Source organism: Pelobacter seleniigenes DSM 18267, assembly GCF_000711225.1.
Classification (GTDB): Bacteria; Desulfobacterota; Desulfuromonadia; order Desulfuromonadales; family Geopsychrobacteraceae; genus Seleniibacterium; species Seleniibacterium seleniigenes.
In genome coordinates this window covers 1,194,117-1,210,680 of the sequence record NZ_JOMG01000002.1, presented here as the reverse complement: position 1 = coordinate 1,210,680, position 16,564 = coordinate 1,194,117, and the positions used below count along the sequence as shown (strand labels likewise).

The 16,564-nt window shown below is 57.2% G+C and carries 15 protein-coding genes; 2 read left to right on the top strand and 13 right to left on the bottom strand.

The window, feature by feature from the left end; genetic code table 11:
* Positions 1 to 211: 211 nt before the first annotated feature.
* Entirely contained in the window at positions 212 to 973 is a 762-nt protein-coding gene (locus N909_RS0108200; protein ID WP_051689611.1) for a TOBE domain-containing protein, read from the bottom strand.
* 302 nt (positions 974 to 1,275) lie between these two features.
* Here N909_RS0108200 and N909_RS0108195 point away from each other — a divergent pair, with 302 nt between their 5' ends.
* Positions 1,276 to 3,036: a hypothetical protein gene (locus tag N909_RS0108195; RefSeq protein ID WP_029913940.1), complete on the top strand. Its 1,761-nt coding sequence runs from the start codon at positions 1,276 to 1,278 to the stop codon at positions 3,034 to 3,036.
* A 70-nt stretch (positions 3,037 to 3,106) separates the two neighbouring features.
* Here N909_RS0108195 and N909_RS0108190 read toward each other — a convergent pair whose 3' ends face one another.
* A complete protein-coding gene (locus N909_RS0108190; protein ID WP_084167595.1) occupies positions 3,107 to 4,192 on the bottom strand; it encodes a lipid A deacylase LpxR family protein in 1,086 nt (361 codons plus the stop codon).
* Between the two features lie 349 nt (positions 4,193 to 4,541).
* Here N909_RS0108190 and N909_RS0108185 point away from each other — a divergent pair, with 349 nt between their 5' ends.
* Positions 4,542 to 5,186 (top strand): YceH family protein, encoded by a 645-nt coding sequence (locus N909_RS0108185; RefSeq protein WP_029913936.1) that lies wholly within the window; start codon positions 4,542 to 4,544, stop codon positions 5,184 to 5,186.
* A gap of 71 nt (positions 5,187 to 5,257) precedes the next feature.
* Here the strand turns inward: N909_RS0108185 and N909_RS23755 are convergent, their stop codons facing one another.
* The 11 genes from N909_RS23755 to N909_RS0108130 all read right to left on the bottom strand — a co-directional run bounded on the left by N909_RS23755 (position 5,258) and on the right by N909_RS0108130 (position 16,428).
* The gene (locus N909_RS23755; RefSeq protein WP_029913933.1) at positions 5,258 to 6,205 is read right to left on the bottom strand and encodes an ABC transporter substrate-binding protein; all 948 of its coding nucleotides are present in this window, start codon (positions 6,203 to 6,205) and stop codon (positions 5,258 to 5,260) included.
* A 15-nt stretch (positions 6,206 to 6,220) separates the two neighbouring features.
* Positions 6,221 to 7,003, bottom strand: coding sequence for an ABC transporter ATP-binding protein (locus N909_RS0108175; RefSeq protein WP_029913932.1), 783 nt, complete (start codon positions 7,001 to 7,003; stop codon positions 6,221 to 6,223).
* Between the two features lie 2 nt (positions 7,004 to 7,005).
* Positions 7,006 to 7,872 (bottom strand): ABC transporter permease, encoded by an 867-nt coding sequence (locus N909_RS0108170; RefSeq protein ID WP_084167593.1) that lies wholly within the window; start codon positions 7,870 to 7,872, stop codon positions 7,006 to 7,008.
* A complete protein-coding gene (locus N909_RS0108165; protein WP_051689609.1) occupies positions 7,869 to 10,898 on the bottom strand; it encodes a DUF5714 domain-containing protein in 3,030 nt (1,009 codons plus the stop codon). Before N909_RS0108165 ends, N909_RS0108170 begins: the two co-directional genes overlap by 4 nt.
* 10 nt (positions 10,899 to 10,908) lie before the next feature.
* Positions 10,909 to 11,868: an ABC transporter substrate-binding protein gene (locus N909_RS0108160; RefSeq protein WP_029913926.1), complete on the bottom strand. Its 960-nt coding sequence runs from the start codon at positions 11,866 to 11,868 to the stop codon at positions 10,909 to 10,911.
* Between the two features lie 378 nt (positions 11,869 to 12,246).
* Positions 12,247 to 12,975, bottom strand: coding sequence for a TIGR04282 family arsenosugar biosynthesis glycosyltransferase (locus N909_RS24520; RefSeq protein WP_029913924.1), 729 nt, complete (start codon positions 12,973 to 12,975; stop codon positions 12,247 to 12,249).
* Positions 12,976 to 13,006: 31 nt separating this feature from the next.
* Positions 13,007 to 13,381: a hypothetical protein gene (locus tag N909_RS0108150; protein WP_029913921.1), complete on the bottom strand. Its 375-nt coding sequence runs from the start codon at positions 13,379 to 13,381 to the stop codon at positions 13,007 to 13,009.
* 101 nt (positions 13,382 to 13,482) lie between these two features.
* A complete protein-coding gene (gene moaA / locus N909_RS0108145; protein ID WP_029913919.1) occupies positions 13,483 to 14,463 on the bottom strand; it encodes a GTP 3',8-cyclase MoaA in 981 nt (326 codons plus the stop codon).
* 77 nt (positions 14,464 to 14,540) lie between these two features.
* Positions 14,541 to 15,137 carry a flavin reductase family protein gene (locus N909_RS0108140; RefSeq protein ID WP_029913917.1) on the bottom strand — a complete coding sequence of 199 codons (597 nt, stop codon included), beginning with the start codon at positions 15,135 to 15,137 and terminating at the stop codon, positions 14,541 to 14,543.
* A complete protein-coding gene (locus tag N909_RS0108135) occupies positions 15,134 to 15,943 on the bottom strand; it encodes an MBL fold metallo-hydrolase (RefSeq protein WP_029913915.1) in 810 nt (269 codons plus the stop codon). The genes N909_RS0108140 and N909_RS0108135 overlap by 4 nt, the downstream gene beginning before the upstream one ends.
* The gene (locus tag N909_RS0108130) at positions 15,940 to 16,428 is read right to left on the bottom strand and encodes a GNAT family N-acetyltransferase (protein ID WP_029913913.1); all 489 of its coding nucleotides are present in this window, start codon (positions 16,426 to 16,428) and stop codon (positions 15,940 to 15,942) included. Before N909_RS0108130 ends, N909_RS0108135 begins: the two co-directional genes overlap by 4 nt.
* Positions 16,429 to 16,564: the final 136 nt, after the last annotated feature.

The following is a 16,564-nucleotide window of genomic DNA, read 5'->3' as shown; positions in this document are numbered from 1 at the left end:
TCCCATGAAAAGGGTCGGCAATAAAAACCTAATAAAAAAAGATAATTGGAAGGATGTTACCAGAGGGTCCGGCAGTCGCGGTCACAGAACCCCGCGACCACGCCGGGCGGAGTTTCCGGGGCGAATGAGCTGGAATGGGAGGCCACTTTGGCCGGGGAGCAATAGCGGCCGCCGAGGAGGCTGCCAGCAGCGGCTGTTGGCAGGTGGCGGTCTATTTGAGAATCATGACGTTTTGGGCTTTAAACAGCGCCGTGACCTCGTGATCCTCCTGTAGATCCATGGAGTCGATGCTGGCTGCGGTCATGGTGATATAGATGTTCTGACCGCCGGGCAGGCGGATTTCGACTTCGGCGGAAACGCCGGCGGAGGTGATCCTGCTGACTTTGCCGAACAGCCGGTTGCGGGCGCTGACCGCAAGGTTGCGGCCATCCCCTTTGAGCAGGGAGATACTGCTTTCATGGACCAGAGCATAGGTCCGATCGCCCTGGTTCAGGCCCAGTCGCTTGACGCTGTCCCGGGTGACGACGGCCGCGAGCATATCCCCACCGCGTAATTTCAGCCCCACCGTGGCGTTGACATCGCCGGACACAATCGACTGAACATGACAGCTGAACAGGTTCTTGGTGCTGGCCATGAAGAAACTGATGCCGGTGCGTTTTTCGTCTTCCAGCTGTTCCAGGGTCCGGTCCCGGGCCTCGGCCAGGTTGTAAAAGGTTTTGATCAGTTCCCGGGCAAACGGGGTCAGGGTCGAGCCGCCCCCCTGCCGGCCCCCGGTCACTTTGATCACCAGCGGTTCTTCGGCCAGGTTGTTCATCTTATCGATGGCATCCCAGGCTGCCTTGTAGCTCATACCGACCACCTTGGCAGCTTTCGACATGGAGCCGGTTTCCTCGATTTTCTCCAATAATTTGATCCGTTTGGCATCAAATGAGCTGTATTCGCTTTTCAGCCAGAGTTTGACGTCAGTTTTCATGAACACTCCTGCAACAGTATTGATCCGGCGCTCGAAGAGACGATCTTATCATGTTGAGGCGAAAACGGAAGCCCTTGATTCGCAGTGTTCCAACTGCGGCGGTTGCCGGAAAACAAACAGAATCCTCACCGAAACCTCACAAAAACCCTCCATACAGGCCCCACCATTGTGACATTGGCTTGTTTATTTTACCTGATTAGCACTGATCTCCCGTTACAGAAGAATCTCCCCTTTTGCAAAGGGGGAGCCGACTTTGCGGAAGATTCGTATTAATCAGTTTATTATTTGCTGGAGAAAACGTTTTGCCGAATCAGCTTGCTGATCAGAATACCGTTGCGCAACGCGATCTGTTCATGATTGATGGTGCTGCCCCCTTCTTTGCTCCTTTTATCGATGGGACCAGGAAAAACTGGTCGAAAGCTCCGTTACATGCTCTGCAGCAGCACGGTCAGATCCCGGCTGAAATTGCCGAGCGAATCTGCACTGAGCTGACCGGTTATTGTCAGCGGGTGCGCGAGATCGGCTATACGGCCATCACCTTTGACGATCTGGCTCATCTCACCCTGTTCGATTTTTATCCTTACCTGCTCAGCCGGACTGTCCATGCCTACCAGCAACTGTTCCGGCGGGTATTTGCCATTGCCCGCGCCGCCGGGTTGCAGATTTTTATTACCACCGACCTGATGTTCTGGAACCGTTTTATCGAAGCCCGGGTCCGTGGTCGCGGGGCTGACCGGCGTCTGCGCGAGCTGTTTGTCGAAGCGCTGGAGCGCCTGTTCGACCTGTTTCCCGAGGTGGCCGGCGTGGTGACCAGGATTGGCGAGGCGGATGGTGTCGACGTGGAATCGCTGTTCAAAAGCCGCCTCCATATCCGCACTCCTCGGCAGTGTAATCGCTGGCTGAAGGAAGCGCTGCCGGTTTTTGAAGCGCACAATAAATTACTCGTTTTTCGAACCTGGGGCCTGGGAGCCTATGCCATCGGCGATCTGATCTGGAATGAAACCACTGAAAAGCGCGCGTTCGCTGCTATCGATTCCCCCGCGTTCGTGGTCTCGCGCAAATTCGGCACGGCCGATTTCTTCCGCTATCTGCCCCTGAATCCCCGCATTGTTGAATCGCAGCATCAGCAGATTATCGAGCTCCAGGCCCGGCGTGAATATGAAGGGTTCGGCGCCTTCCCCAATTACGTCGGTCACCAGTATCAGGCCTACCGGGATCAACTGGCCCGGTGCGAGACCCTGCGCGGGATCAGCGTCTGGTGTCAGACCGGGGGCTGGTCCCACTTTGACCGGCTGACCTTTCTGGAGAATTCCTCCCCCTGGAACGAATTGAATGCCGTCGCCGCCCTGCAGTTGTTTACTTCTTCGGCATCGGCAGAAGAGATCCTCCGGCGCTTCTGTCAGCAGCGTTTTCCCGTCCAGGATGTCGAGGGGGTGATCGAACTGGTCGGGCTGTTTGATCAGCTGCTCGACCAGCTCTGGTACTTTGCCCCCTTTGCCTGCAAACCAATCTGGTTCCGGCGGCTGCGGGTGCCGCCCTTGCTGTGGATTTTCTGGGATACGGTGATCGTCAACCGGGCTTTGAGGCTGGTGTTTCGGGCCTACCTGGACGATCCCGAAGAGATCCGTCGCAGCGATAAACAGCAGCGGGTCCTGATCGGTCAGATGCGCCAGTTGATCAAGCAGGTTGGCGTTGAGCAGGACGGGCTGCAGTTGGGAGTGGACAGCCTGCGGATGCTCTATACGTTACGCCGTTTCTACCTTGGCAAGGGGGGACCCAAGCGAGAGCAGAAGATCGCTGCCCGGTTGCAGAAATATCACGCTCAGCATCCGACCGGTTTGCAGGTGGAATGCGACTTTTCCCCTTTCCGGCTGCGCTGGGTGACCACCGGCGCCCTGTTCGGTACCTTCATGCGGCGCCAGGCCCACTATCGGCTGGTTGATCGGCTCCTCCTGATTCCCCTGACCGGCTGGTTCTTCCCGGTTCTCAAGCGTTGGCAGCGCCACAGGATTCCCGACCTTGCCGATCGCCAGGCTTTGGGTTTGGAACTATTCTTTCGCTAGGCGAATCAGCAGCCATGCTCATGAATTTTTGGCCAGGTTTTGCCCGGCTTGAGCTGAAGGTCATTACTGACTAACAAAAGGCCCAGGAAACAGTCAGCGAACCGTATCTTGGATTATCTTTCTGAGTGGTAAATTCTTTACTTCGGTAGACATAAGCATAGGTCACTCTGGCTCTTCCGACCTGCCAGGAAAATCCACCTGTGAATTCGGTCACAAAATTTTTCTTGTCGACGCTATGACTGTTCCGGAATGTGTTGCCGTCAAGAAAAATATCCCGGGCAACGGCTTTTCCGTCCACAGTGATGAAAAAATGGAAGCGGTTTGTCTGGGGAGCCGACAGCGTTGAGGTGCTGTCGATCTCGCAACCCTGCCCGGCGGATGGGCAGCTGGCAAAATTATTGGCGAGGTTCCAGCCCAACTGCAGCTCAGTTCCGGCATTAAGATAGGTTCTGACTGTGCCGAGTCGAACTCCAGCGTGGGGAATCAGAGCGACGCCGAGAGCATGGGCGGGGGCACATGACCAAAGCCGCCATTGACTTTCGAAGGCTGCATCAACGGTGACTTCATTGCCGAGTTGATGGTCCCAACCCATGGTGCGGTCGACACCGAGCAAGTCATGAGTCATGTTCTGAATGTCCTCGGCCTTTGATGCCGGTCCGATGAGGCCGAGGATAAACAACCAGGAGTCTTTACGCTCCGCCCTGCGGGCATGAAAGCCGGCACTGAGGTACGTAAAGCCGGCGTATGGTCGGTCATCCTTGATCAATTCGCTACGGTCGGTATCGTCAGGATTGTAAATCTCCTGTCCGATCGCCAGGCTCAGTGCGCGCTGGCCTCCTGCAGTTCTGAGTACCGGAAGATGTTCGAAAACCGGATAGCTCCAGGGGGGCAGGCTGGACTCTTCCAAATGACCAAAAGGAGTGCTCACGGCCACCTTGAAGCCGTTGGTATAATCCTTGTCGGTTCCGACCACCGCATCGTTTTCCCAATTGACAGACCAAATATCGAAGTAATCGTAGTGTTGCAGGGGGGCACGCCGATTTGCGGCCTGTTGGTCCGGCTCTGCTGTCGCAGCCCATGTCATGGCTGAAAAGACACAACAAAAACTGGCTGCGACGATGGTTCTCCGGATAGCGCTGCGAACTGGAAACATCATTGCTCTCCATTGAGTAAAGCCTCTTTGCTAGGAATTATAACTGTCTTTGAGTCATAATCAGAGCTTTGGTTGAATTATTGGCAGTTTCTTGAAAAAGCCTATCCTGGAACTTTTTCAAGCATGATGAGGAAAACGCGATTTTCCCATCTTCACAAACTCAGTAAGTTAGAAACGTGTCATTGTCTTTGATCGCCTGCCGATGGACTCAGCAGGTTGTTTTTCAACAACCGATTCGGTGAACTTGTGGCTGCTAAAGGACATGTTAGGTAGCGCTTTAGCTAAAATCCAAGCTATTGTAAGGCATAATAACAGTTTCAGTTGTCACCATATTGTCACAGGGAGGTTTGCCATGGACTATGATCTTTCCCCCCATGCGGCCCGGGTGCTGGGTTGCCTGGTTGAAAAAGAGCTGGCCACACCGGAGTATTATCCGTTGACCCTCAATGCCCTGGTCAGCGCCTGCAACCAGAAATCGAATCGTGATCCGGTGCTGAGCCTGACCGATGACGATGTGCTCGCTGCGTTGGAAGAACTGCGCCAGGAACAGCTCAGCTATAAATCTTCCGAGGGGGTGCGGGCGGTCCGTTTTTGCCATAACCTGCCCGGGGCGCTGAAAGTAGAGGAGGAAGAACAGGCGATTCTCGCGGTCCTGCTGCTGCGCGGCCCGCAGACCCCGGGCGAACTGCGGACCCGCTGCGACCGCTTGCATAATTTTGCGGATCTGGCCGCTGTGGAAGCGGTGCTGCAGGGGCTGCAGGAGCGCACCCCTGCGCTGGTGATCCAGCTGCCGCGTCAGCCCGGGCGCAAGGAGCATCGTTACGCCCAGCGGCTCAGTGCGCTGGAAACGCTGCCGGAAAGCCAGGTTGCAGGGGACATCGTGACCGGCAGTCGGCAGGACCGACTCACTGAGCTGGAAACGGAACTGGCCGCGGTGAAAGCGGAACTGGCGGACCTGCAAGAGCAGTTTGCCCGCTTCCTGGCCCAGTTTGAATAGGCCGGCCGGCTGGAATAATCACCAGCCGGTCGGCACTGGTGGCGCGTGGGTTAAGCTCTGGCAAGTGCCCGCTATAAAGCGGACTGTTGGTGTGCCGCGGCCAGATATTCCTGAGCGCTGCGTTTGATCAGATCCGGCAGAGCGGGTATCTTGCCTGCATTGAGCAACATCTGGCCGGTTTTCTTGAGACTGGCCAGGGTGTTCGTATCCAGCTTCAGTGCATAGACGTGTCTTTGCATCGCCCGGTCGGTCAGCTCTTCGCTCAAACCGGTTTTGCGGGCGACGATGGTGGCCGCCTGGCGGGGATTGTTGTTGATAAAGTCGACGGCTTTGGCCATGGCCCGGAGAAAGTTGGCAATTTGCTGCGGGTGCCGGCTGGCATAGCTGCTGCTGGCAAGCAACAAAATGGGGTAGTCGTTGCCCAGCCCGGCGAGATCGTCAAACGCGTGGCCGCCTTGCTGCTCAGCCAAAGACGGTGTCGGCTCGCTGGCACAGATGATGTCCACCGACCCTGCGGCCAGAGCCGGAGCCATCTCACTCGGTCGCATGTCGACCAGTTTCAGCGAACTTAAGGGGAGCTGATGAGCCTGTAGATAGCTGAGCAGACCACCGTAGGTTGAAGTGCCTTTTTTGACTGCCAGGGTGAGACCGGCCAGTTCCGCCGGGCTGTGCAACTGCAGGTCGGCACGGGTGACAAGCCGATGGCGGCCTTCGCCGCCGCCATGGCTGGCCAGAATCGTCAGGCCGGGATTGCGGGCCAGCAGGATCAACGCGGCGGTGTCACCCATGGTGCCGATATCGGCCGCTCCTGAATAGAGGGCTTCTGCGGTGGCGGCGCCGCTGGAAAAGCGGTACCGCTGGATAGTAACGCCGAACTCTGTGAAAAATCCCTGGTCGACCGCAATGATGCTGGCGGCATCGGCAATGCGATCCTGATAGGCAAAGCCCAGTTCTTCAGCGGCCTGGGCGCTGTGGAGCAGGCCGAGACTGAGCAGCATGGTTAACAACAAACGTTTCATTTCAAAAATAACCTTTCAATAATCTGTTTCTTTTTGTTCCGGGACAAACCTCGCCAATTCCTTGAGGGTGGTGCGCAGGCGGAGAATGGTCATGCTCAGCTCTTTGGCCGTCCGGCTGCGCGGCTGGTCGCGCGGGATACTGACTTCGCTGTAGAGGCTGGCTGGAGGTTGGGCCATGATAATGACCCGATCAGCCAGGTAGGCGGCTTCCTCCACGCTGTGGGTGACGAACAGGACCGTCTGTTGCTGGTTGGCGCAGATCTGCAGAAGCTGGTCCTGAAGGTGCTCGCGGGTCTCGGCATCGAGGGCGCTGAACGGTTCATCCATCAGCAGCAGGCGGGGTTTGAGGGCCAGCACCCGGGCCAGGGCCACTCGCTGCTTCATGCCGCCGGAGAGTTGATGGGGATAGGCCTCCCCGGAGCAATTCAGATCGACCTGGGCCAGGCTGTCCGCGACGATCTGCTGGTGCCGGGCGCGCGGAATGCCGGCGGCTTTCAGTCCCAGTTCGATATTCTGGCGGATATTCAGCCAGGGGAACAGGGTTGCCTCTTGAAAGACGACGCCGCGCTCAGGACCCGGGGTGCGGACCGGCTGCCCGGCGAAATTAATTCTCCCCCGGTCCGGTTGGATGAATCCGGCAATCAGGTTGAGCAGGGTCGATTTGCCGCAACCGCTCGGGCCGAGGATACAGACGAACTCCCCTGCGGCGATGCTGAAGGAAATGTTTTCAATGGCTGGCGCCGGGCTGGCTTGCTGCTGCGGATAGGCTTTACTGACGTCAGCGACCTCAATCAGCATGTTCAGCTCTCCCTTTTCAGTCCCCAGAGTTCAACAGTTCTTTTCTCCAGGGGGATAAACAGCACGCGTTCGACGATCAACCCGATGGTGCAGATCACGGCAATGCAGACAAATGCCCCGGCATAGTCGAGGGTCCAACGCGACTGGATGATGGCGTAACCCAGGCCGGTGCCGCTGCCGACAATCATTTCCGCTGCAACCAGCACCCGCCAGCTGTTGCCCAGGCCGATGCGCAGCCCGCTCAGAATATGCGGCAGGGCACCGGGCAGCAGAACATTGAGAAACAGCATGCGATTGTTCAGACCGAGCATTTGTGCGGCGCGGATATACATCTCATCGACCCGTTTGACACCGCCGGCCACGTTGATGGCGACCGGCGCCAAGGCGGTGACCGCAATCATGAACAGGGTGGCACCGTCACCGAGGCCGAAGATGAGAATGGCCACGGGAATCCATGCCAACCCCGGAATTAACTGCAGAACATGGATCGCCGGCATGAACAGCCGTTCAACCGCATCCCACCGGCCGCAAGCCATACCCAGCAGTGCTCCGCTGCTGCCGCCCAGCAGAAACCCGCCGATCCAACGGGCCAGGCTGGTGCCGATATGGCTGTAGATGGAATGATCGAGAAACGGCTTTCCTGCCAACATGGCGAATAACTTCAGCAGGGTCTCGAGGGGAGTGGGGAACGGCACCCCGCGCAATCCGGTCACCAGCAGGGCAACGGTTTCCCAGCTCAATGCCACCAGCCCCAAAGCCGCGCAACTGAACAGCAGGTTCCGATAAGAGCATCGGTTGCTCGGCTTTGACCGCTGCAGCGTCGGAACCTGCAGCAGCCCGCCGGGAGTTTTGTCGCCGACCGTACTCATGGGAACAGCGGGCAGCGTTTGCCGGCGCAGTGATCCGTGTTTCTGAACTGTTCACATTGCAACACCGCCTGGGCGGGAATGGGGTGTTCCAACATCTCCCCAGCGATCAGTTCCGCCTCCTTGAGAGCCGTCCAGCAGTCGCGCTGACAACAGCGGCTGAACGGCTGCTCGGCGATTTTCTGCGCAACCCGGATAACGATTTTCTGCACCGCCTGGCGGGTTTCTCCTTTAAACGGAGACGCTTCAATAATCACTGAAAATGCAATCCCGACCCCTACGGCGGCACCGTCAACGCCGAAGAAGGAGCAGGACGCACCCGGAACCAGAATTCCGCGGGAAATCCCGGTGATGATCTGTTCGTCGCTGATCTGGCCACCGTTATTGCGATAAGCGGCCAGCAGGATCCCCGGAATCATCGGGTGATGATGGGGGCCATGGGTCGGAAAATCAGGATGGGCGCGCAATTCCTTAAAAATGGCGATGACATCCTTCTCTTTGGTGGTCAGGCAGGCCTTGGTGATAATATCGGCAGCGGCATGAATATGGCACTGATCGCAGACGAAATGACCGTCTTCGCAACAGCTCTCCACCCGTTTTTCCTGGCCGCAGTACTGGCAGGCCAGGACCTTCGGCTCGGTCAGAATCACGATCGGTTTGCCGCAGATCATACAGCCGGACTTGTGGCTGCTTTTGACCTCCGGCCGCGACGTGGTCGCAGCGTTGCAATCGGGCAGACAGCAGCAACTCATCTCCTGTTCCAGGTTGGTGACCCGGCCTTTATCATCCAGCAGCATGAAGTCATCGCTCAGCCGGGTGTGGGGGGCCAGTTCTACCCGAGTGGTCTGGCCGCGGCTGATCAACTGGCCGCTGTCGGTGACCACCCCGGCAAAGGGGCCACGATAAATCAGGCTGGTTGCGGTACTCGGCCCCGGTTTGATCGCCTCATAGGTCAGGGAATAAAACGGGTAGCCTTTGACTTCGCGATAGAGGAAACGTTTGACGATTCTGACCTCTGTAAAGCCGAAGTCGCTGAGGATTCCGAATAGATCATTTTCATGCATGGCGCCGCCGATACATTCGCCGCGCAGTTTCTCGTTGATACGGATGTGCAGGGGGATATCGGTCGCGGTGACGATGTCCGAGATCAGGATGCGTCCGCCGGGTTTGAGAATCCGGAAGATTTCCTGGAAGGTGCGGCGTTTGTTGATAGACAGGTTGATGACACAGTTGGAAATCACCACATTGCAGTGCTCAGCGGGCAAGGGGATCTGCTCCAGAAAACCTTTTTTGAATTCGACATTGGCATAACCCAGATTTTCGGCAACCTGCCTGGCGGCACTGCGCGCCCGGGCCAGCATGGTGTCGGACATATCGATACCGTAGACTTGGCCGGTTGCGCCAACCTGGCGGGCGGCAATAAAACATTCCACGCCGGTTCCCGAACCGAGGTCGACCAGGGTTTCCCCGGCCTGCAGGCGACTGTCCATGACCGGGCTGCCGCAGCCGTAACTGCGTACCCGAGAACTTTCCGGGATATGCTCGATCAACTCGGTTTCATAATGAACCGGGTTAACGATATCTTCATTTACCTCGTCCGCGGCCTGGGAATAAAAGGATCTGATCGAGGCATGGCCGTCACGGTCCGAAAGGGAGAGCACGCAGTTGGAATGGGTCAGGCCGACTTCGGAGCCGCTTTCGTCGCATTCCTCGATCCGTTCTCCCATCCGGGCGAGCAGACCGATGGCGCCAGCGGCAGCGCTCTGTTCCGCCTCCCGGCTGAGCAGGTACAGGGCCAGCTGGCGGTAGAGGGGCAGGTAGGGATCCTGGCCGACGAATTCTCCCGCGTAGATATAGCTGTGATCCAGATCGCCGCCGCCGATCAGGAACCTGAGCGGATCGTCGGCCAGGCTGTTGCAATTGACCACGGACAGGGCGCGGATCTGCTCCATGAGCGGGCTTTCCGTCCATACCCGGCGCAGGCCGTCGGCCAGGCGGCCGCAGCACAGGGAGGATTCATAGACGCTGGCCGGGGACGGATAGATGTTGCCATCAGGCCCGACGGTCAGGCTTTCCCAGCAGGAATTGCTCAGATCCATGCGGATGCCGGGAAAATTGAAAACCTGGCTTTTCATGATATCGAAATTGTCGATGGTAACGTCCAGCCTGGTCGCCAGTTCGTAGGCGGCACAGGCGTGACGGAAAATCTCCTGCGGTGGCACAAACAGGCTCTGCTCCGCCTTCCCCTTGATGAACAGCCACATGAAATGCAGGTTGCTGATCCCGTGTTCGGCCGCAAAGCGGACGACTTCGACCATCTCCTCAACATTATTGCGATTGACGGACATGGACAGGGTTGCGTTGAGCCCGGTTTGCTGCAACTGGTGCAGGGTCTGCTCCAATTCGGCAAAGCTGCCCGCGCCACGCAGGGCTTCATGGTTTTCCCGCAGGCCGTCGATACTGATCTGAAAATGCAACCGGGTGCGATCCTGGCGCGAAAGCCAGGAGTCCAGGGAAGACAAGGCCCGCCCGTTGGTGAGAATGACGATATGGCAGGCGGCATCTTGCAGAATCCGTTCGCAGATCTCGCTGAAACGGGGGTAGATGAGGGGCTCGCCGCCGGTGAAATAAAAAATCCGGCAGCCCAGAGCATAGGCCTGATCGACCGCCGCACACAAATCCTCATAGGGCAGTTCGGCAGCATCTCCGTCGCCGGATGCGAACAGGCAATGGCTGCACTGCATATTGCAGCGATTGGTGATATGCAGCCAGCATTCTTTCAGCTCCGCCAGTTGCTTGACCTCGGCCCGGCCGCGCAATGGAGTTTGCTGCTGGTGGGAAAAGCGTTCCTGCAGCTGGGCAAATGCATAGCTTTGCGCCTGATCCAGGACTAACGGCTGCTGCTCCAACTCAGCACTGATGGCTGCGGTCGCCTGCTCGGACGCGATAAACCAGTCCGGTTGCAGCGGGTCGACAAAGATGGTTGTCCCCTCGAATTCAAGGGGTTGATAACGGGAAAAATAGCTCATGGTCTGATCCTTACGGTTGAGCTGCGGCGGTCTGTAAGTAGGCGCTGATTGCAGGAATACGATCGATTTTGCCCAGGCTTTTCAGATCGCGGGCGGTCATCAGCAAGCTGTTATGATCCTGTTGGGTGAAGCCAACCCCCCAGGCCAGCTGATAGGTACAACGACGTTGCTGGGGCTCCGGCAGGCCAATGGCGGCGGCGAGGATTTTGACCGCCTGGTCCGGCTGCTGTTCCATGAAACGGACCGCCTTGGCCAGCGCCCGCAGCAGGGCATCCAGATCATCCCGGCGTTGCTCCAGGGCGTTTGCCGAAGCGGCCACCAGCAGCGGAAAGCTGTTGTGCAGAGCACTGAAATCGGTCAGTTCATGAACTTGAGCGCCGGCCGTGGCTTCGACATTGCTGGGCCAGGGTTCGCTGCCGGCCATGGCATCGAGTTGTCCGGTCTGCATGGCCTGGGGCATATCCAGCGGACTTAAGGACACAAAGTGGATTTTGCCCGGTTCCAGCCCGACCTGTTGGCACCAGGCCAGAAACGCTCCGTAGGTGCTGGAGCCCATCTGAATGCCGACCCGGGCTCCTTCCAGCTGCTGAATGCCGGTGATGTTGCGGCGGGCGATGACCCGGTGCATTTTACTGCCACCGCCATAACTGGACAGCAACCGGACAGTGTTACTGCGGGAGGCGGCGATCAGAAAAGGAGCATCGCCCATGGCGGCCACATCCGCGGAACCGGTCAGCAGACTTTCCGCCGCCAGGATGCCGCCGTTGACCAGTTTAACCTCGACCTTGAGCCCCTCTTCCGCAAAATAGCCGTTGGCCTTGGCAATAATGAAGGGTTCGTAACAGACTTTGTGGGAATAGACCAGTCTTAGCGCTTTTGGGCCTGTGGCGGCACGGGCGGCTGGCGGGGTGCCGGTCAGGAGTATCCCGAGCAGGCCGGCAAAAAGCAATAAATAGTGTGAATTTTTCATGGCGTATCCTTTTCAAGGCGGTTGTGACTGCTATTGCGCAACCGGTTCGCAGAATCGATAAGTCGGCTGCGGCCGGCCGGGGCTAGTCTGCACCCGCGTATTCAAGATCAGCATGGCGCTCGCTGAGTTTTCAACCTGGCCTTGGGTTCGCTGCCGGTGAATTTGGCGACCAGGGCCTGCTCGCCAGTGCGGGTCATGAGCGTGACGTGACCGATAGCTGGTTGCTGTTCACTGAAGAGTTGCTGCAATGGCCGTTTAGGTAAACGACGGGCTGCTTGCGCGCACTCATCCGTTTGCCGCAGACCGTTGCAGGCACTCTCCTGGGCAAACTTTAAACAGGGCGCAGGGCGGGGAAACGGATCCGCGGCAGAGAAAATTTCAGTGGGGCAAAAAGTTCAGCGCTGGTGGTGGGAGGGAACTGAACAGCGGTTCGGGAATGCGATTGGGAGGAAACAGGGTCTGGTTCAAGGCATGGCACCGCCGGCGATGTGCAGCTGCGCCACACCACTGGCGGACCAGACGGATGAGCAGGCTGGCGGTCCGTCGTGCATCGGCGATGCGGTCGATATCACCGCGCCTGGTCAGCTGGTAGGAAGGCCGGGCAGAGGTCTGCAGCCTGTTCAGCAGTTGTTCGAAAAGATTGGGCTGCCGCCAGGGGAGGTGATCGAACAGGGGGATATCTGCCCGGGTCAAGGCGGCCAGGTAAAAACCGCCGTCAAAGGTCGGCCCGATAACCAATTCTTCCCGCGCCAAAGCCTGGCGGATATCGCCAGCCGTCAGGGTTGGGATATCGCCCCCGACGGCGACAATCCGCTGGTAGCCCAGCGCAAAAGCGTCCTCCAGGGCATATTTGAAGCGGCTGTTAAAATCATGGCCGCGTTCCGGCAGATCAATGGCGTTGTCCAGGAGCGGGACCGTGCCGTTCTTGACGACGAGGATATCGACGTCTTGGAATTCGCGCACCACAGCAAAGGTCCGGGACAGCAGCGCTTGATGGATGGAACGGTCCATCTGGCTGCCGAAGCCGAAACGTTTCCGCTCCTTGCGATACTCCTGAACGAACAGCAGGATCGCTTGGCGGTTGGTCACTGGGTGCTGAATGGACATGTGTTTGCCGATCCGTGTCTTCCTGATGCAATCAGTTCAATTTTGACGGGTCGACAGCAGGTTGCTGGTTCGGTTCGGCACCGGACTGAGCCAGATTCACCTTGGAGCCTTTGGGCATGCTCGGCATCTCTTTCGGAGTCATTTTGTTGAGATTGACATCCAGGACGTCGATATGGACTTTTTTGGCTTCGTGATCCCAGGTAATGGTGATGTCGATTGTGGCCTGAGTGTCTTCGTTTTCCATCCGCAGTTCGGTGTCTTCCCTGGTGACCAGGAGCTTCTGGGCAAAGCTTTCGATCAGACGGAAAACTTCGACGTAGTTGATCCCGTTCTGGGTGAGCTGTTCAATGGTTTCTCTCTTCATTGAAATATCGACTTCGTTGTCCTCAAATTTACTTTTAAACATCGACTGTCCTTTCTTAAGGCTGCGAAGAATAAGCTAACAAAAACTCTAGCCGGCGGCGAAACCAACTCTTGCTCCGACTGTTACGGATGGTTGAGGGGGCATCAGCCCCCGATTTGTGACATGGCAAAATTATGGTGCTCATACCCTTCCAGGGACATGCCATGCTGTTTCGGTTTTTTCAGGACCGATTCTTCCAGCAGGTGGCTGATCATGGCGCGGTCGCCCCGCTCAAGCCAGGGATTGAGGTCGATTTCCTGGTCGGAGAACAGGCAGCCCTTGGCCTTGCCCGTCGAGGTAATTCTGATCCGGTTGCACTGGGCACAGAAATGTCCGGAGACGGCGGTAATGATGCCGATGGTCCCTTTTGCGCCGGGGATGCGAAAATCCTTGGATGGCCCGGCGTAGGCCCCTTTGTCGGCTTCTTCGAGGGGGTAGCGGGTGGAGATCCGATCAAGAATTTCCTGGCCGGAGATCCATTGCCGCTGCCAGCCGGGTTGCTTCAGGGTCGGCATGTATTCAATAAAGCGGATGGAATTGCCACGTTGCCGGGTCAGTTCCACAAAGTCGAAGATCTCGTCGTCGTTGATGCCGCGCATCGCGACGATATTGATTTTCGGTGCCGGGAAACCGGCTTTTTCTGCAGCATCCAATCCTTCCAGCACCATTTTCAGTTTGCCACCGCGGGTAATGGTTGCGAAACGGTCGTCCTGCAGGGAGTCAAGGCTGATGTTCAAGCGTTGCACACCCGAAAAATAAAGATCCCTGGCCATTTTGGGCAACAACAGGCCGTTGGTCGAAATGGCCAGGTGATTCAAGCCGGGGATGCCGGACAAGCGGGCTAAAAACGGCACGATTCCTTCCCGGACCAGCGGCTCTCCGCCGGTAATCCTGATTTTTTCAATTCCCAGACCGACGGCGGCTTCGGCAATGAGGTGAAGTTTTTCATAGGAGAGGATGTCGTCATGACTGCACGCGCCGACCCCGGATTCCGGCATGCAGTAGAAGCAGCGCAGATTGCAGCGGTCGGTAACAGAAAGGCGCAGATAGTTAATTTGACGTCCGAAGGAATCGATCAGTTTCATGTTGTACCTCTTTTCATGCTGCGGCCCGACGGGAATTGGCGAACGAGCCGACCGAGAGAGGAAAGGTTCAAATTATTTCAATCATTCTCTTCTTCCAGCTGTGGCTCCAACAGACTGCCACCGAGCAAACGGGTTTCTTCCAGGTACTCACCGAGGGCGTAGTAGGCTCTTTCGCAGGCACTCCCGATCAGCGGATCGATTTTTTGTGCGCAAGGGAGGCCGTTCTCGCCAAGGGTATGTTCATCCGCTTTGACATCCAGAATCTGCCCGATGAATTGGGTATGCGAGCCGATGTCGAGCATATGCAGCAGCTGGCATTCCAGAATCAGGGGAAAGTCCTGCACATAGGGAGCATTGACCACGGTGCTGTGCGCCGCGGTCAGGCCGCTCGCGGAAAATTTATCGGCCGTGATCCCTGATACCATCCCGGCAAAGTCGGTTTCAACCAGGTGGTCGCGGGAGGGAACGCTGATGGTAAAGGCTCCGTGATCCATGATATTGGCGTAAGTGGCACGGGTCTTTTTTACCGAAATGGAAATGCAAGGTGGCGTGGTGCAGCAAATCGCTCCCCAGGCGACAACCATGATGTTGGGTTGTTCATTGCTGCCGTAACTGCCGACAACCCAGACCGGAGAGGGGATTGCCAGCGCTTCTGCTCCAAGAGATATCTTCATACGCCCTCGCTTATCGGCTCAAACTCAAAGGTTAAGCCATCGGTCGCCAGCCGGACCTGAGGCTCGGCAGCGATCAGGCTGTTTAAATCGCTGGTGGTGACCGGTTGACTGTAATGCATGGCCAAATGGGTCAGGACGGTTTCTTGGGCGCCAAGATGATTGCCGAGAGCGATCGTCTGCGCCAGCGACATATGGCTGTCCGGAAACCAGTTTTCGTGGCTGAACGTGGCATCGCAGACGAACCAGTCGAGGTTGCCCAGCAGCTTTTGGGGTGTATCATCTAGACCAGCGGTGTCAGGGAAGTACGCCAGTTTGCGTTGCCCGCTTTCGATCAGAAAACCGGCGGTTTCAATACCATGCCGTGCCGGCAGGGGGGTCAGCGTGAAATCGGCAAAACGACAGGGCTGGTAAAATTGCCAGGGGGTGACCGCAAAGATCTCCTGAATGTCGGGAAAAGCCTCGGAGAATCTGCTGACCGCGCTTGGCGGCAGATAGAAGGGGATCGGCTCTTTGCGGTCGAGTTTGACATAATATTCCAGTTCGCCCAGACCGCCGAAGTGATCAAAATGCCAATGGGTCAGAAAAATCGCATCGATGCGGACGATCTGTTCCCGCACCAGTTGGCTGCGCAGGTCCGGAGAACAATCGATCAAGGCACACTGGAGCCCGGAGCGCAGCAACGCGCCGCTACGGGTTCTGGTCAGGTCCGGATTCTGCCTTGCTTCCCGACAGGCACAACAGTCGCAGAAAAAAGAAGGTACGCCTGGTCCGGCACTGGTGCCGAGAATGGTTATTTCATTGTTCATGCTGTTCCCGTTGTTGTGCTGTTGTCGTGAACAAAGATCATTGCTGCGGACTGGCAGCTGCTGTCGTCCGGACAGCTTTGACACTGGCTTGCAAAGGGCTGCTGCAGCTCCCTGAAGGAGCAGGTTGAAAAGCCGTTTTTCAAATAAAAGTTTCGACTGCTGCCCCGGGCCACGGTGGTGACCCGAAAGTGGGCGGTGTCCGGTTTGCTGCCGCCGTAGCAGTATTGCCAGGGTTCGTGCAGTAGCCTCTGCAGCAGTCGGCTGCCGAGGCCGGCACTCCGTTGACTGCCGTTGACCGCAATGGTCAGCAGATGGAACAGGTCATGGTCCAACTGATAGAGCAACGCGCCGCCGTACAGTCTGGTTGCATCACGGATGATGACGTGGTCTTCGATATCGCCGACCAGATCCATGTCGCTGGCAAGCATTATCTCCTGAAGAGGGAGTTCGTCATCGTTGTCAGCCAGTTTTATTTCATAAGCCATATGCTGATTCCGTTGTTGGTGTCTCATCAATACCAGCGAATGTCGCAACCTGCGATCATTCTCAAGCCGCCTGTCTGCTCCGGTTAGATCGCTTAACATGCTGATAATAAATGTAAAAAATCGTCCTTCCCGATTG

Bases quoted from the DNA above. Each gene is read 5' to 3' on its own strand.
- N909_RS0108200 (WP_051689611.1), bottom strand. From the start codon at position 973: ATGAAAACTGACGTCAAACTCTGGCTGAAAAGCGAATACAGCTCATTT.
- N909_RS0108190 (WP_084167595.1), bottom strand. From the start codon at position 4,192: ATGATGTTTCCAGTTCGCAGCGCTATCCGGAGAACCATCGTCGCAGCC.
- N909_RS0108185 (WP_029913936.1), top strand. From the start codon at position 4,542: ATGGACTATGATCTTTCCCCCCATGCGGCCCGGGTGCTGGGTTGCCTG.
- N909_RS23755 (WP_029913933.1), bottom strand. From the start codon at position 6,205: ATGAAACGTTTGTTGTTAACCATGCTGCTCAGTCTCGGCCTGCTCCAC.
- N909_RS0108175 (WP_029913932.1), bottom strand. From the start codon at position 7,003: ATGCTGATTGAGGTCGCTGACGTCAGTAAAGCCTATCCGCAGCAGCAA.
- N909_RS0108170 (WP_084167593.1), bottom strand. From the start codon at position 7,872: ATGAGTACGGTCGGCGACAAAACTCCCGGCGGGCTGCTGCAGGTTCCG.
- N909_RS0108165 (WP_051689609.1), bottom strand. From the start codon at position 10,898: ATGAGCTATTTTTCCCGTTATCAACCCCTTGAATTCGAGGGGACAACC.
- N909_RS0108160 (WP_029913926.1), bottom strand. From the start codon at position 11,868: ATGAAAAATTCACACTATTTATTGCTTTTTGCCGGCCTGCTCGGGATA.
- N909_RS24520 (WP_029913924.1), bottom strand. From the start codon at position 12,975: ATGTCCATTCAGCACCCAGTGACCAACCGCCAAGCGATCCTGCTGTTC.
- N909_RS0108150 (WP_029913921.1), bottom strand. From the start codon at position 13,381: ATGTTTAAAAGTAAATTTGAGGACAACGAAGTCGATATTTCAATGAAG.
- moaA (WP_029913919.1), bottom strand. From the start codon at position 14,463: ATGAAACTGATCGATTCCTTCGGACGTCAAATTAACTATCTGCGCCTT.
- N909_RS0108140 (WP_029913917.1), bottom strand. From the start codon at position 15,137: ATGAAGATATCTCTTGGAGCAGAAGCGCTGGCAATCCCCTCTCCGGTC.
- N909_RS0108135 (WP_029913915.1), bottom strand. From the start codon at position 15,943: ATGAACAATGAAATAACCATTCTCGGCACCAGTGCCGGACCAGGCGTA.
- N909_RS0108130 (WP_029913913.1), bottom strand. From the start codon at position 16,428: ATGGCTTATGAAATAAAACTGGCTGACAACGATGACGAACTCCCTCTT.